This is a genomic window from Bradyrhizobium zhengyangense, from assembly GCF_022012555.1.
Taxonomy (GTDB): Bacteria; Pseudomonadota; Alphaproteobacteria; order Rhizobiales; family Xanthobacteraceae; genus Bradyrhizobium; species Bradyrhizobium zhengyangense.
The window spans coordinates 478,119-492,512 of sequence record NZ_JAKLTZ010000006.1; the positions used below are offsets into that span (position 1 = coordinate 478,119).

At 63.5% G+C, this 14,394-nt stretch carries 12 protein-coding genes; 6 read left to right on the forward strand and 6 right to left on the reverse strand.

Annotated elements, in window-relative coordinates; translation table 11 throughout:
- Position 1: 1 nt before the first annotated feature.
- The 4 genes from hmgA to L6639_RS25140 are packed head-to-tail and all read right to left on the reverse strand — an operon-like array spanning position 2 to position 4,188.
- Positions 2-1,348, reverse strand: coding sequence for a homogentisate 1,2-dioxygenase (gene hmgA, locus L6639_RS25125; RefSeq protein WP_237864311.1), 1,347 nt, complete (start codon positions 1,346-1,348; stop codon positions 2-4).
- A 2-nt stretch (positions 1,349-1,350) separates the two neighbouring features.
- The gene (locus tag L6639_RS25130) at positions 1,351-2,307 is read right to left on the reverse strand and encodes an MBL fold metallo-hydrolase (protein ID WP_237864312.1); all 957 of its coding nucleotides are present in this window, start codon (positions 2,305-2,307) and stop codon (positions 1,351-1,353) included.
- An 18-nt stretch (positions 2,308-2,325) separates the two neighbouring features.
- A complete protein-coding gene (locus L6639_RS25135; RefSeq protein WP_237864313.1) occupies positions 2,326-2,550 on the reverse strand; it encodes a DUF2783 domain-containing protein in 225 nt (74 codons plus the stop codon).
- Between the two features lie 9 nt (positions 2,551-2,559).
- Complete coding sequence (locus L6639_RS25140; protein ID WP_237864314.1) at positions 2,560-4,188, reverse strand: FAD-dependent oxidoreductase; 1,629 nt, start codon at positions 4,186-4,188, stop codon at positions 2,560-2,562.
- Between the two features lie 110 nt (positions 4,189-4,298).
- Here L6639_RS25140 and L6639_RS25145 point away from each other — a divergent pair, with 110 nt between their 5' ends.
- Positions 4,299-4,841 carry a MarR family winged helix-turn-helix transcriptional regulator gene (locus tag L6639_RS25145; RefSeq protein ID WP_237864315.1) on the forward strand — a complete coding sequence of 181 codons (543 nt, stop codon included), beginning with the start codon at positions 4,299-4,301 and terminating at the stop codon, positions 4,839-4,841.
- Between the two features lie 352 nt (positions 4,842-5,193).
- Here L6639_RS25145 and L6639_RS25150 read toward each other — a convergent pair whose 3' ends face one another.
- Both L6639_RS25150 and L6639_RS25155 read right to left on the reverse strand, forming a co-directional pair.
- Positions 5,194-5,772 carry a LabA-like NYN domain-containing protein gene (locus L6639_RS25150; RefSeq protein WP_237864316.1) on the reverse strand — a complete coding sequence of 193 codons (579 nt, stop codon included), beginning with the start codon at positions 5,770-5,772 and terminating at the stop codon, positions 5,194-5,196.
- Between the two features lie 470 nt (positions 5,773-6,242).
- On the reverse strand, positions 6,243-7,061 hold the full coding sequence (locus tag L6639_RS25155) for an N-acyl homoserine lactonase family protein (protein ID WP_237864317.1): 819 nt from the start codon (positions 7,059-7,061) through the stop codon (positions 6,243-6,245).
- A 364-nt stretch (positions 7,062-7,425) separates the two neighbouring features.
- Here L6639_RS25155 and L6639_RS25160 point away from each other — a divergent pair, with 364 nt between their 5' ends.
- The 5 genes from L6639_RS25160 to L6639_RS43505 all read left to right on the forward strand — a co-directional run bounded on the left by L6639_RS25160 (position 7,426) and on the right by L6639_RS43505 (position 14,364).
- Positions 7,426-8,964, forward strand: coding sequence for a caspase family protein (locus L6639_RS25160; protein WP_237864318.1), 1,539 nt, complete (start codon positions 7,426-7,428; stop codon positions 8,962-8,964).
- Positions 8,965-9,102: 138 nt separating this feature from the next.
- A complete protein-coding gene (locus tag L6639_RS25165; protein ID WP_237864319.1) occupies positions 9,103-9,774 on the forward strand; it encodes an OmpA family protein in 672 nt (223 codons plus the stop codon).
- A gap of 144 nt (positions 9,775-9,918) precedes the next feature.
- Positions 9,919-10,848, forward strand: a complete 930-nt coding sequence (locus L6639_RS25170; protein ID WP_237864320.1) for an RND family efflux transporter — start codon at positions 9,919-9,921, stop codon at positions 10,846-10,848.
- Positions 10,848-13,997: an efflux RND transporter permease subunit gene (locus L6639_RS25175; RefSeq protein ID WP_237864321.1), complete on the forward strand. Its 3,150-nt coding sequence runs from the start codon at positions 10,848-10,850 to the stop codon at positions 13,995-13,997. The genes L6639_RS25170 and L6639_RS25175 overlap by 1 nt, the downstream gene beginning before the upstream one ends.
- Complete coding sequence (locus L6639_RS43505; RefSeq protein WP_377802786.1) at positions 13,912-14,364, forward strand: DUF6883 domain-containing protein; 453 nt, start codon at positions 13,912-13,914, stop codon at positions 14,362-14,364. Before L6639_RS25175 ends, L6639_RS43505 begins: the two co-directional genes overlap by 86 nt.
- Positions 14,365-14,394 lie beyond the last annotated feature (30 nt).

The window sequence follows — 14,394 nt, forward strand, 5'->3', positions numbered from 1 at the left end:
CTTACGGCCTATTCGGATCGAAGCGCTTTTCCAGGCCCTTCCAGCAATCCGCATAATCGTCCTGCAGCGTCGACGATTTCGCGGCGTGCGCCGTGACGCGCTGCGGGTAGCGGGTCTCGAACATGAAGGCCATGGTGCCCGTCAGCTTCACCGGCTTCAACTCGCCATTGCTGGCGTGCTCGAAGGCGTCGCGGTCGGGGCCGTGCGGCAGCATGCAATTATGCAGGCTCATGCCGCCCGGAACGAACCCTTGCGGCTTGGCGTCGTAGACGCCGTAGATCAGGCCCATGAACTCGCTCATGATGTTCATGTGATACCAGGGCGGACGGAAGGTGTTGTCGGCCACCATCCAGCGCTCGGGGAAGATGACGAAATCGATGTTCGCGGTGCCCGCCGTCTCCGACGGCGAGGTCAACACCGTGAAGATCGAGGGATCGGGATGATCGAAGCCGATCGCACCGACCGGCGAGAAGCTGCGCAGATCGTATTTGTAGGGCGCATAATTGCCGTGCCAGGCGACGACGTCGATCGGCGAATGCGGCAAATTGGTCTTGAACAGCGACCCGCCCCATTTCACGTAGAGCTCGGTCGGGATGTCCTTGTCCTCGTAAAACGCGACCGGCGTCAGGAAGTCGCGCGCGTTCGCAAGGCAGTTGGCGCCGATCGGTCCGCGCTCCGGCAGCGTGAAGGCGCCGCCGTAGTTTTCGCAGAGATAGCCGCGCGCCGGTCCGTTCGGGATCTCGACGCGGAATTTCACGCCGCGGGGGATCACCACGATCTCGCCGGGCTCGGCGTCGATGCGGCCGAACTCGGTGACGAGGCGAAGATTGCCCTGCTGGAGCACGAACATCAGCTCGCCGTCGGCATTGTAGAAGTGCTGGTCCACCATCGATTTGGTGATGAGATAGACATGCGCGGCCATGCCGGCCTGCGTATTAACGTCGCCGGCCGTGGTCATGGTCTGCACGCCCTGGACGAAGGTGACGTCCTCCTTCGGCAGCGGTGTCGGGTCCCAGCGCAGTTGCGCGATCGGCAGATCATTTTCGTGGCACGGTGCCGAGCGCCACAGGCCGGCATCGACCTTCTCGAAGCGACCGGAATGCTTCACCGAGGGGCGGATGCGATAGAGCCACGAACGCTCGTTGGTGCCGCGCGGCGCGGTGAAGGGCGAGCCCGAGAGCTGCTCGGCGTAAAGCCCGTAGGCGCAGCGCTGCGGCGAGTTGCGCCCGATCGGCAGCGCGCCCGGCAGCGCCTCGGTCTCAAAACTGTTGCCGAAGCCGGACATGTAGCCCGGCGTGACCTGCGCCGAGCTGCGGATGATCTGATCAGGCGAGGTATTGATGTTCATGACTATCCTCCTCCTTGCAGGGCGGCCCACATTTCCTGGTCGCGCTTGTCGGTCCAGATCACGGGATCGTCGATCCCCGACGCTTCGTCGAAGGCGCGCGAGACGTTGAACGGCAGGCAGTGCTCGTAGATGGCGAAGCTGTGGAATTTCGGATCCATCACCTCGCGCGTTGCCGCCATCGATTCCTTCAGCGTGCGGCCCTTGGCGACCGAAATCTCGGCTGCACCATAGAGCGAGGTGACGAAGTCGCGCGTCATCGCGATGGCTTCGCGCACGGTGCCAACGCCCTTCAGCGCATCGCCGCGGCCCGGGGCGATCGCCTTGGGATTGAAGTTGCGGATCTCGTTCAGCGTCAGCGGCCATTCCCGCAAATGCGCATCACCGCAATAGCAGGCCGAGTGATATTCGATGAGGTCACCGGAGAACATCACTTCCGCATCGGGCACCCAGGCGACGATATCGCCGGAGGTGTGCCCGGCGCCCAGCTGCATCAGCCGTACTTCGCGCTTGCCGAGATAGATCGACATCTCGCCTTCAAAGGTCAGCGTCGGCCAGGTCAGGCCGGGAATGCTCTGCGCATCCTGGAACAGGCGCGGAAAGCGGCCATATTCGGAATCCCAATCCTGCTTGCCGCGCTCCTCGATCAGACGATGGGTCTCCTGCGAAGCGACGATGCCTTGCGCGTGATAGGCGGAGGCACCGAGCACGCGCACCGCGTGATAATGCGACAGCACGACATATTTGATCGGCTTGTCCGTCACCTTTTTGACGCGCTCGATCACCTTATTGGCCATCGCCGGCGTTGCCTGGGCGTCGAACACCAGGCAGCCGTCGTCGCCGACGATAACAGCGGTGTTCGGATCACCCTCCGCGGTGAAGGCATAGAGATCGGTGCCGATTTCGGAGAAGGTGATCTTCTTCTCGGAGAGATCGCCGGTAGATGCGAAATTCTTCGCCATCAATTCATCCTTACGAGGTTATTGTTGTTGCTGTTGTTGCTGCTGGCCGTCGATCATGCGGCGTTTGGCCAGCACGATCGCCTCCCGCAGCACGTCGATGTCGCCGATATGATTGGCGAGGATCAGCACCAGCGCCGCGTCGAAATCGGCGCTCTGCTCCTCGGTGAGGCCGCGATGCGCTTCGACGATGGCGCGGAAGGCGTCATCGGGCCGCGCGAAGTTCGAGCTGGTGGACAATGGCATTGTGAAACCTCAATTCAGACCGGCCGCCCGCGACAGCGCGGCGGCAACGCCAGCGCGCGTCGGATGACGGAAACGAGCGGCGACATAGCCATCGGGCCTGAGCAAATAGGCAGAGCCCGGCTCGGCATCATAGCGCTTCGCAACGAGGCCCTGGGGATCGGCGAGTCCGCCCTCGCCGCCGATCCTGATATCCTTCACGCCATCGGGCGTATCGATCGCTGCGCCATTGCCAAACGAGAGCAGGGTGAAGTCCGTTCCACCCTTGCGGAACGCATCGGTCAGATAGGCCTGCTCGCCTCCGCGCGTCGCAGTGGGCGCATCGAGCATGGAACAGCCCGGCGATGGTCCGCCGCGCCAGGCATCCGCATCGCGCGATGACAGCGGCGAATCATAGCTGCACGGCACCGAAAGGCGTCCGCCATTGACCATGCGCTTGCCAAACTCGGTCTCCTTGGCGAGCGACAACACCGCCTTGCGCAGCCGCGCCTCCTGATGCGAGTTCGGCGCCATGAAATCGGTCGAGCGGGTGGATTCGCGGATGTTCTCGTCGGCCGCCAGGCTGCGCTCGATATGGTAGCTCTCGAGCAGGCTCGCGGGCGACGTGCCGCGCAATACGCGGTCGAGCTTCCAGGACAGATTCTCGGCATCCTCGAGCCCTGAGTTCGCGCCACGCGCGCCGAACGGCGACACCTGATGCGCGGAATCGCCGGCAAAGATCACGCGGCCATGGATGAAGCGGTCCATCCGACGGCATTGGAATTTGTAGAGCGAGATCCACTCGAACTCGAACTTGTCGTGGCCGAGCATGCGCGCGATTCGCGGCCGCACATTCTCAGGCTTCTTCTCGACGACAGGATCGGCGTAGCGATTGAGCTGGAGATCGATACGCCAGACATCGTCGGGCTGCTTATGCAGCAGCGCCGAGCGGCCGGCGTGGAACGGCGGGTCGAACCAGAACCAGCGCTCGGTCGGGAATTCCGCGGTCATCTTGACGTCGGCGATCAGAAACTGATCCTCGAACACCTGTCCGCCAAACTCCGCGCCGACCATTTGCCGTAGCGACGAGCGCGCGCCGTCGCAGGCGATGACGTATTGCGCGTGCAGGCGATAGGCACCTTCAGGAGTCTCGATCGTCAGCGCTACGGAATCGTTGCGTTGCTCGAGCGCGGTCACCTTGTTGCGCCAGCGCAGGTCGATATCTGGCAGATCGCTGATGCGATCGACCAGATAGGCCTCGGCGTAATATTGCTGGAGATTGATGAAGGCCGGCCGCTTGTGACCGTCCTCCGGCAGCAGATTGAACTGATAGAGCTGCGATTCGCCGTGAAAGATTCGGCCGACGCTCCACACCACGCCCTTGTCGACCATGCGGTCGGCGACGCCAAGCCGGTCCCAATATTCCAGCGACCGCTTCGAGAAGCAGATCGCGCGCGACCCTTCGCCGATGCGGTCGGCATCGTCCAGCAAGACGACGCGCTGGCCGCGCTGGGCCAGATCAATGGCGAGCGACAGGCCGACCGGGCCTGCACCGACGATGACGACGGGGTGCTCGGCCGGACTTTGGCCGGGACGATCCTGGTCAGCATGGCGGCGATAGCCGAACTGGATTTTGGCCTGATGCGTATTGGCGTCCGCCATACACTAACCTCGGCTCTGGTCAGGAGAGGACTGATCTGCTAGATAGTCTCATGTGCAACTATTTTGGACCGGAGCCGGCCGGCCGTCAACTGGAATTCGGAGCGCTCTCCTTGGCAAGGACATCAAGCGACATCGCGCTGAAGACAAGGGAAGCTGGCGAGGCTTCCCCACGGCCGAGATCGCGGCTCGATCTGTTCAAGTTCGTGCCATTCCGCCTCAATCGGCTCGCGGCGGAGGTCAGCTCCGCGCTCGCGGTGGAATATCAGGAACGTCACGGCCTCGACATTCCGGCCTGGCGCGTGATCGCAACGCTTGGCTTCCGCAACGATGCCTGTAGCGCGCAGTTCATCTCGCAATGTACTCGCACGCATAAGTCGACGATCAGCCGCGCGGTGACCACGCTGTTGCAGAACGGCTTGATCGAGCGGGTCGAGAACGAAGCCGACCGCCGCGAATTCCGCCTGCAACTGACGAAGAAGGGCCGCGCGCTCTACGAGGAGCTGTTCCCGCAATTGCTGCGGCGAGAAGACGAGATCCTCGCCTGCCTCTCCGCAACTGAGCGCAAGCAGCTCTCGGCGCTGCTTGGCAAGATCGAGGAGAGTCTCGACCTGATCCAGACCAGCGAAGAGGCCGACGCCAAGCAGGCGTATTAGAGCGCGCACGCATAGAGGCGCAGGCGCCTTCATCAGTTGGGAAGGCTTGGTAGGCTCGTGAAGGCACTGGCTTATATCGCGGCGCTACTTGTGGCGTTTGCCGCAACGCGCGCGTACGCCGCTGACATAGGTTGTAGAAACGCATTAGGGCCGCCGACGAATGTCAGCGGCCCTTCCGGGTCAAATGATACCGTGCTCAAATCAGCCCCGGCATTTATTTATTGCCGTCCCTTTTTTGCACGGCCTTGATTCAGCGCAAATTCAACTCTCCTCTTGGGACTGCAATTTGCGCGGTGACGGGCAACCCGCCGTAGCTGGCCTCGATTTCGGAAGCACAACGTAGCTCCCCCACTCAGCGGTTTGGACTTCGGGGGCGATTTTGATCTGGGGAGCGGTCGGCGGAGATGCGGGCAATGCGGGGGCGCAGCTCGGCAAGGTCCAAGAAGACATCAGCTTGTCGGCGAAGCTCGTCTGCAATCATTGGTGACTGGATCTCTATCGTCGAAACCACCGTAACATGGACCCCGCGCCGCTGCACTGCCTCGACCAACGGACGAAAATCGCGATCGCCGGAAAATAGCACCATTTGGTCGAGATGCTCGGCAAGCTCCATGGCATGCACGGCAAGTTCGATGTCCATGCTGCCCTTGGTCTTGCGACGTCCGTTGGCGTCGATAAACTCCTTGGCCGGCTTGGTGACGACAGTGTAGCCGTTGTAGTCCAACCAATCGATCAACGGGCGAATCGAAGAGAACTGCTCCTGATTATCGATGACGGCAGTGTAATAGAACGCGCGAAGAAGCGTCCCTTGGACCTGAAACTCCTCCAACAGTCGCTTGTAGTCGACATCGAAACCAAGAGCTTTCGCGGTCGCGAAGAGATTCGCACCGTCGATGAACAATGCGATGTTGCTTGGCTTAACGGATGACATGAAGCGATACTCCGGCCCTGCGATCGATTGTCGATGCGCATTTGCGAGGTCGATCTGAGTTGAGGCGGGAGCCGCGATTCGCGGCCTATCAAAAAGTCCGGCGCCATCCACCACGCGTCCGGGGAAGCGCGCAGTTCGCCACCGCAAGCAACAGCAACACGCTAACGTGTCTTTCCGCTTGCGAGTCTAGCCCGCACGAAATTGAGCGCGGCGGGCATTTGGTAACAAAGCTAACTAAGTGAGAGTCGTTCACTTTCAAAGAATAGAAGTACGTGACGTTACGCCGCACCAGCCGGCGCTGGAGAAATCGCAGGTCAGCCAAACCACTCTATCACTCAGCGCGTGCGGACTTCTGCTCCTGGCCCGACTCTGACCTTCCGCGATGCTGGTTTGCGCGCTGCTTTCATGAGCACAGCGGACATCGGGGCGCCTGTAAGCTTAAGGCTCACAAGGACACGCCCGGGATTCCGTCACTTCGCAAACGATCGCGTCGGCGGCAGATGCAGCGCCCAGGCATCGACCTTGTCGCTCGCCCGCGGATAGATCTCGGTGACGACAGGATCGTGGCCGGGAATGTAGCGGTCGGGATGACCGGCGAGACGTTCGATCGTCTCCCAGCCGAGTGCCATGTCGCCGACATTGTAGACGATCGGGAATGGGCTCCTGCGCTGCAGATTGGCGTAATAATGCGCGGCATCGGAAGCCAGCACCACCGGCCCGCGCGCGGTCTCGACCTTGACCACCTGCAAGCCGTCGGAGTGACCGCCCACGCGGTGAACGGTCACCCCGGGCGCGACCTCGCCGTCGCCGGAATAGAAGGTGACGCGCTCGCCATAGACGTGGCGCACCATCTGGGTGACGTGCTCGACCGAGAACGGATGTCGCAGCAGTCCGTTGCACATGCAGCGGCCCGTCGCGTAAGCCATCTCGCGCTCCTGGAGATGGAAGCGCGCGTTTGGGAAGCGATCGAGATTTCCGGCGTGGTCATAGTGCAAATGCGTCACGATCACGTCGCGGATACTCGAAACCGGGACGCCAAAGCGCTCCAGCGCATCGACCGGATTGAGCGTCAGCTTGCGCGCACGCAAGGACGCTTCCTCGGCATTGAAGCCGGTATCGACCAGGATATCGCGGCCCTGCCCGCGGATCAGCCACACGAAGTAGTCGAGGTCCTGCGCCGCGCTGTCATGCGGGTCGGGTGCCAGAAAATTCATGCTGGGCGTGCGCGGCGACATCGTCGCATAGCGCAGGGCGTAGATTTCGTAGGCGTTTCCCTCTGGCTTGTTCATGGCTTTGATCCCGGCTTTTGCTTTTCTGAGCGGACCTTGGCGCACCAAGCCATCGCGCGCCGCAAAGGTCAAACCTCGCGGTTGCGGCGAACCCGGCAGCAATGTGAGACCAATCACATTTTCGTCGCGAGTGCCGGCCTAACATGGCAGCCGGAACCCTGAACGAGACCGCGTCGAGTGATGCCGTGAGATCAGATCTATTCCCCTCGCCCCCGGCCTGCGCCTCGCGGTCAATTGTCGCGATAGTGCAGAATCTCCAAGCGGTTGACGCCCCCGCTCCCCGGTTTGATAATGCACTTTGCGTAAGTTAAGGTCGCCGCGGCGCAAGCTGGAACGGCGCCTTTTTGGCTGGACCGCGCTGATTATGAAAACTCGCTTCCTTTTTCTTCTGCCATTGCTTGCCTTGTTCGTCCCGACCGCCGCGTCGCATGCGGCCGGCGACCGCTTCGCGCTGGTCATCGGCAATGCCAAATATCCGGATGCCGACAGCCCGCTGAAGGAGCCGATCAACGACGCCCGCGATGTCGCCGACGAGCTCAAGCGCGATGGCTTTACGGTCGAGGTCGGCGAGAACCTGACCGGCGACGGCATGCGCCGCGCCTTCGACAAGCTCTATGGCAAGATCAAGCCCGGCTCCGTGGCGCTGGTGTTCTACAGCGGCTTCGGCATCCAGTCGGCGCGCCAGAGCTACATGATCCCGGTCGATGCACAGATCTGGACCGAGTCCGATGTCCGACGCGACGGGTTCAGCATCGAGGCCATCCTGGGCGAGCTCAACACCCGCGGCGCCGGCGTCAAGATCGCGCTGGTCGATGCCTCGAGGCGCAACCCGTTCGAGCGCCGATTCCGCAGCTTTTCGGCTGGCCTGACGCCGGTGATCGCACCGAACGGCACGCTCGTGATGTATTCGGCCGCACTGGCATCTGTCGTGTCGGATGCCGGCGGCGACCACAGCCTGTTCGTCCAGGAGCTGCTCAAGGAAATCCGCGTCCCCGACCTGATGGCGGAGGAAACGCTGAACCGCACCAAGATGGGCGTCACCCGCGCCTCGCGCGGCGAGCAGGTGCCGTGGATATCGTCCTCGCTTGCGGAGGATTTCTCGTTCATTCCGAGTCCGAACGGCTCGCGCCCGACGGCGACGATAGCGCCAACGATGCCGCCACCGGCGCCTCCGCCAGCGCCGCCAGCGGTCGCCAACAACCCGCCGGCGCCGCCTCCAGTTCCACCGGCGTCACCGGCGCCGGTAGCTTCGAACAATCCGCCGGCGCCGCCCGCCCCTCCGTCACCGCCGCCGGTGCCGAAGCCGCAGGTGGACGCCGCGTTGCCTCCGCAGCCCCCGCCGGTCAAACCGGCCGAGCCTGCGCCGGCACCGAATGCCGATGGCGGACCAAGCGCGGCCGCGCTGGCTGAGGATCCCACCATCAAGGGCCTGACGGCGAAGATCGCTGCCAACCCCGACGACGTGAATGCGCTGTACCGGCGCGGCCAGGTCTATGCCAGCAAGGGGGCCTATACCCTCGCCATCAAGGATTTCGACGACACGCTGCGGATCAATGCGAAGGACGTCGAGGCCCTGAACAATCGCTGCTGGACCCGCACCGTGGTGGGCGACCTCCAGGGCGCACTCAAGGATTGCAACGAGGCGCTGCGGCTGCGGCCGAATTTCGTCGATGCACTGGATAGCCGCGGGCTGGTGAACCTCAAATCGGGAGCGGTGAAGAACGCCATCGCCGATTTCGACGCCGCCTTGCGGATCAATCCGCGCCTGACCTCCTCGCTCTACGGCCGCGGCGTGGCCAAGCAGCGCAACGGCTCGGCCCAGGAAGGCTCGCTCGACATCGCCAATGCCAAGGCGATGGATCCGAACATCGTGCAGGAATTCGCAAGTTACGGAGTGCGTTGATATTTTTTTGATTCCAGGCAGGCGGCGCCTCGAACCCATGGCGCCCGGCCAAGACTAATCAACGGATGCCGGAGGCCCTGCCGTGGGGCCTGTTGCCGGAATTTGGAACCGCGCGGGCTCGCACAGGAGGGACTGACAATGAGATTGGCTGCAAAGGGACTGACCGCACTCCTCTCCGTCATCACCGTCAGTGCCGCCCTATCGCTGACACTCCCTCCCGCCTTCGCCGGCGACGACGGCAACAGCAAGAACGTCACCGAGGACGAGATTGTCCGTGCCCTGGCACCGCCGCCGAAAAAGCCCCTGACTCGCGGCCTCTCGATCGGCCCGCAGGCGGATCCGGTCCCGAATGCGACGGAAACCAAGCTGATCCAGTCAGTCCGCGGCCGCGCCACCCGTTCGCTCTCCTCGACCGAGCGCGAGGAGATCGCAACCGCCGCCAAGGACAAGCCCAATATCGATCTCGAAATCACCTTCGACTACAACTCGGCCGATATCAGCGCCAAGTCGCTGCCTTCGGTGCAGGCGCTGGGGCGCGCGCTGACCAGCCCCGACCTCAAGGGCTCGACCTTCGTGGTCGCAGGCCACACGGACGCCGCCGGCGGCGAGAGCTATAATCAGGACCTGTCGGAACGCCGGGCGGATTCGATCAAGCGCTATCTCGTCGAGAAGTACAGCATCGCCGCGACCGACCTCGTCACCGTCGGCTATGGCAAGAGCAAGCTGAAGGATCCGAGCCAGCCGATGGCCGAGGTGAACCGCCGCGTGCAGGTCGTCAATATGGAAAACAAGACCACCGCATCGAAGTGACTACGACGTGAATCCGTTGAAGTGACAAGTGCTGATGTGGTGTAAACTATTGGTCCCAGCGCGCGTCCCGCAGCCCTGCGGGACGCCGCTTCGTTTCAGGGATTCGTTCCCGACAACCTCGAGCCAGGCCAGGATGATCCGGCGATGAACATCTCCGAATATCTCAAGCCTGCGGGAACCGTGGCGTTCATCCTTGCGCTCGGCGTCGGCTATTACTGGTTCGAGCATCGGCATCGCCCTGAAGCGAAGGAAACGCCGGGCGAGGCGCTCGTCATCGTGACGAAGTCGACCAATGCCTGCTTCTCCGACCTCGTGCGAGTGACCGGCTTCTTCGTGCCGAGGCGCGAGGCCGTGGTCATGGCCGACCAGGAGGGATCGAAGGTCACCGACCTGTTCGTCACCGAGGGCACCATCGTCACCGAGAACCAGGAGCTGGCGCGCCTCACGGCGCCGCCGCAGATTCCGGGCCAGCCGCAACGGCCGGGGCCTCAGGGTCCGATTTCGCTGAAAGCGCCCGCGCCGGGTCTCATCACGGAAGTGCGCACCGTCGTGGGTGCCCCGGCCTCACCCCAGGCTGGACCGATGTTCCGCATCGCCGTCAACAACGAGATCGAGCTGGATGCGCAGGTCCCGGCCGTGCACATGCCGAAGCTCAGCACCGGCGCGACGGTGCGGATCAGCCGGGACGATGCCGCCGATCTGATCGGCCGGGTCCGCCTGGTCGCGCCCGAAATCGATCGCGCCACCCAGCTCGGCCGCGTCCGCATCAGCGTGACCAATAACCCCTCGCTGAAGGTCGGCGTGTTTGCCCGCGCCTCCATCGACGCCAAGCGAAGCTGCGGCGTCGCGGTTCCCAAGACCGCGATCGACCATCTCACCGTCCAGGTGGTCAAAGGCAATGTCGTCGAGACGCGAAGGGTGCGCGTCGGGCTGACATCGGACAGCCAGACGGAAATCCTCGAAGGGGTCGAGGTCGGCGAGATCGTCGTCGCCGACGCCGGCTCTTCGCTGCATGACGGCGACCAGATCAAGACCATGTTCGCCGATGAACTCGATCGCACGCGGGTACGCTAATGGCTCTCAATATCTCGGCATGGTCGATCCGCAATCCGCTGCCGTCGGTGGTGTTCTCGATCATCCTCTTGATCCTCGGCTGGACCTCCTTCACCAAGCTCGCCATCACCCGGCTGCCTTCGGCGGATATTCCGGTGATCTCGGTCGCTGTCTCGCAATTCGGCGCCGCGCCGGCGGAGCTCGAATCGCAGGTCACCAAGACGGTTGAAGACGCCGTCTCCGGCGTCGAGGGCGTCAGGCACATCACCTCCTCGATCACCGACGGCGTGTCGATCACCACCATCCAGTTCGCGCTGGAGACCAACACCGATCGCGCGCTCAACGACGTCAAGGATGCGGTGACGCGCGTGCGCTCGAACCTGCCGCAGAACGTCACCGAGCCGCTGATCCAGCGCGTCGACGTGATCGGTCTGCCGATCGTGACCTATGCGGCGATCTCGCCCGGCAAGACGCCGGAGCAGCTTTCTTACTTCGTCGACGACGTGGTCAAGCGCGCGCTGCAAGGTGTGCGCGGCGTCGCCCAAGTCGAGCGCATCGGCGGTGTCGAGCGCGAGATCCTGGTCTCGCTCGATCCCGATCGCCTGCAGGCGATGGGGCTGACGGCCGTCAACGTCAGCCAGAGCCTGCGCGGCACCAATGTCGACGTTGCCGGCGGCCGCGCCGAGATCGGCAAGAACGACCAGGCGATCCGGACGCTGGCCGGCGCCAAGACGCTCAGCGACCTCGCCGGAACCATGGTTCCGCTGTTCGGCGGCGGCGAGGTCCGGCTCGACGATCTCGGCACCGTGACCGACACGATCGCCGATCGCCGCACCTTCGCCCGCTTCAACGGCGAGCCGGTCGTTGCGCTCGGCATCAAGCGCTCCAAGGGCGCCAGCGACGTAAAGGTCGCCGAGGCCGTGCAGAAGCGCATCGACGCGCTCAAGGCCGCCTATCCCGATGTCGACCTCAAGCTGATCGACACCTCGGTCGAATACACCAACGGCAACTACGAAGCGGCGATCTCGACCTTGTTCGAGGGCGCTATCCTCGCCGTCGTGATCGTGCTGCTGTTCCTGCGCGACCTGCGCGCCACCATCATTGCCGCGGTCTCGCTGCCGCTGTCGATTTTCCCGGCCTTCTGGGCGATGGACATCCTCGGCTTCTCGCTCAACCTCGTCAGCTTCCTCGCCATCACGCTGTCGACGGGTATCCTGGTCGACGACGCCATCGTCGAGATCGAGAACATCGTGCGGCACATGAACATGGGCAAATCGCCCTACCGTGCCGCACTGGAAGCCGCCGACGAGATCGGCCTCGCCGTGATCGCGATCTCGCTGACCATCATCGCGATCTTCGCGCCCGCAAGCTTCATGTCTGGTATCGCCGGACAGTTCTTCAAACAGTTCGGCATCACCGTCTCGGTGCAGGTGTTCTTCTCGCTGCTCGCCGCACGCTTCGTCACGCCGATGCTGGCGGCCTATTTCCTCAAGCACGGCCATCACGAAGAGCCGCCGCCCGGCCGCATCCTGCGGACCTATCACAGCCTCGTCTCGTGGTCGGTGAAGCACTATTTCATCACCGTGCTGATCGGCTTCGGCATCTTCGCGGCCTCGATCTGGAGTATCACGCTGCTGCCGCAGGGCTTCCTGCCGGCGCAGGACAGCGCCCGTTCCCTGCTCGCCCTCGAACTGCCTCCGGGCACGCAACTCGCCTATACCGAGAAAGTCACCGAGGACATCGTCGCGCGCCTGCGCCAGCGGCCCGAAGTGAAGAGCATCTTCGTCGACGGCGGCCGCGTTCCACCGGGCACGCAGGAGGTCCGGCGCGCCTCCCTGATCATCAATTACACACCCAAGAACGACCGCAAGATCACCCAGCGCGAGCTCGAATTTTCGATCAGCCAGGAGCTGGAGAACGTTCCCGATATCCGTTTCTGGTTCCTGGACGAGAACGGCCTGCGCGCGATCTCGCTGGTCGTGACCGGTGTCGACCCCAACATCGTCAACAACGTCGCCAGCGAGCTCGCGACGCAGATGAAGCGGATTCCGACCATCTCCGACGTCATCTCGGAAACCTCGCTGGAACGTCCCGAGCTGCGCATCGAGCCGCGCGCCGATCTCGCCGCGCGGCTCGGCGTCTCGACCGAAAGCCTGTCGCAGACCATCCGTGTCGCGACCATCGGCGACGTCGGGCCGGCGCTCGCCAAGTTCGACGTCGGCGACCGCCTGGTGCCGATCCGCGTGCAGCTCGAGGATGCCGCCCGCGGCAATCTCAAGACGCTCGAGCAGCTACGCGTGCCGCTCGGGGAGCACGGCGAGAAGGGCGGCGTGCCGCTCGCCGTCATCGCCGATGTCAAGCTCGATCAGGGCCCGACCAGCATCAACCGTTACGATCGCGAGCGGCAGGCCACCGTCGCCGCCGACCTCGTCGGCTCCGCGGCGCTCGGCGATGCCACCAAGAAGATCTACGAACTGCCCGTCATGAAGAGCCTGCCGAAGGGCGTTAAGGTCTCCCCCTCGGGCGACGCCGAAAGCCTCAACGAGCTCTCCGACGGCTTCGCCACGGCGATCACGGCCGGCCTGATGATGGTCTATGCGGTGCTGGTGCTGCTGTTCGGCACCTTCCTGCAGCCGATCACCATCCTGTTCTCGTTGCCGCTCTCGATCGGCGGCGCGATTGCAGCGCTGCTCGTCACCGGCAAGCAGCTCACGACGCCGGTGTGGATCGGCATCCTGATGCTGATGGGCATCGTCACCAAGAACGCGATCATGCTGGTGGAGTTCGCGATCGAGGCGATCCGCGACGGCAAGCCACGCGACGAGGCGATGATCGACGCCGGCATGAAACGCGCCCGCCCGATCGTAATGACCACGATCGCGATGGCCGCCGGCATGATGCCGAGCGCGCTCGCGGTCGGCGCCGGCGGCGAGTTCCGTTCGCCGATGGCGCTCGCGGTGATCGGCGGTCTGATCTTCTCGACCATCCTGTCGCTGGTGTTCGTGCCCGCGATGTTCATGGTGATGGACGATGTCGGCGCGCTGATCTGGCGCTTCGGCAAGCGGCTGATCGTGCACAGTGCGGATGCAGAGACGGACGACCATCACGGCGCCGCGCCGGCGGAAGCGCCGCCGATGCCGAAGAGCATGGTCCATCCGGCGGCGGAGTAGAACTCAGCGAGAGCGGAACACGGTTGCCGTGGTGATCCGTATCCCGAATGGCGAAAGAGCTACAGTCGACATTCGGAAGATCGAGGATTACTGCCTAAATCCCTTGCATCCGCATGGCCGACACAAGGCAAGAGTTTTCCGGCACGCACTCGATCTCCAACGGGGCGACGCACAATGGCTTCGCGATGCGCTGCTTGACGCTGCAGCTTCTGGCGATGCGTCCGAGACTACGGCAGATCGCTGGGGCAGCCGCTGGCGAATGGACGTCTTGCTCAGCCGACATCGGAAGCAGGCGCCGGTAAGATCTGCCTGGATCATAAGGGCCGACGACGACCGACCGACATTCGTCACCTGTTGGGTACTATGATGAGCGCGACAAGCGGCGGAAGTAGCCTAG

What these genes read in the sequence shown, in the direction of transcription:
- hmgA (WP_237864311.1), bottom strand. Translation starts at nt 1,348, where the DNA reads ATGAACATCAATACCTCGCCTGATCAGATCATCCGCAGCTCGGCGCAG.
- L6639_RS25130 (WP_237864312.1), bottom strand. Translation starts at nt 2,307, where the DNA reads ATGGCGAAGAATTTCGCATCTACCGGCGATCTCTCCGAGAAGAAGATC.
- L6639_RS25135 (WP_237864313.1), bottom strand. Translation starts at nt 2,550, where the DNA reads ATGCCATTGTCCACCAGCTCGAACTTCGCGCGGCCCGATGACGCCTTC.
- L6639_RS25140 (WP_237864314.1), bottom strand. Translation starts at nt 4,188, where the DNA reads ATGGCGGACGCCAATACGCATCAGGCCAAAATCCAGTTCGGCTATCGC.
- L6639_RS25150 (WP_237864316.1), bottom strand. Translation starts at nt 5,772, where the DNA reads ATGTCATCCGTTAAGCCAAGCAACATCGCATTGTTCATCGACGGTGCG.
- L6639_RS25155 (WP_237864317.1), bottom strand. Translation starts at nt 7,061, where the DNA reads ATGAACAAGCCAGAGGGAAACGCCTACGAAATCTACGCCCTGCGCTAT.
- L6639_RS25160 (WP_237864318.1), top strand. Translation starts at nt 7,426, where the DNA reads ATGAAAACTCGCTTCCTTTTTCTTCTGCCATTGCTTGCCTTGTTCGTC.
- L6639_RS25165 (WP_237864319.1), top strand. Translation starts at nt 9,103, where the DNA reads ATGAGATTGGCTGCAAAGGGACTGACCGCACTCCTCTCCGTCATCACC.
- L6639_RS25170 (WP_237864320.1), top strand. Translation starts at nt 9,919, where the DNA reads ATGAACATCTCCGAATATCTCAAGCCTGCGGGAACCGTGGCGTTCATC.
- L6639_RS25175 (WP_237864321.1), top strand. Translation starts at nt 10,848, where the DNA reads ATGGCTCTCAATATCTCGGCATGGTCGATCCGCAATCCGCTGCCGTCG.
- L6639_RS43505 (WP_377802786.1), top strand. Translation starts at nt 13,912, where the DNA reads ATGCAGAGACGGACGACCATCACGGCGCCGCGCCGGCGGAAGCGCCGC.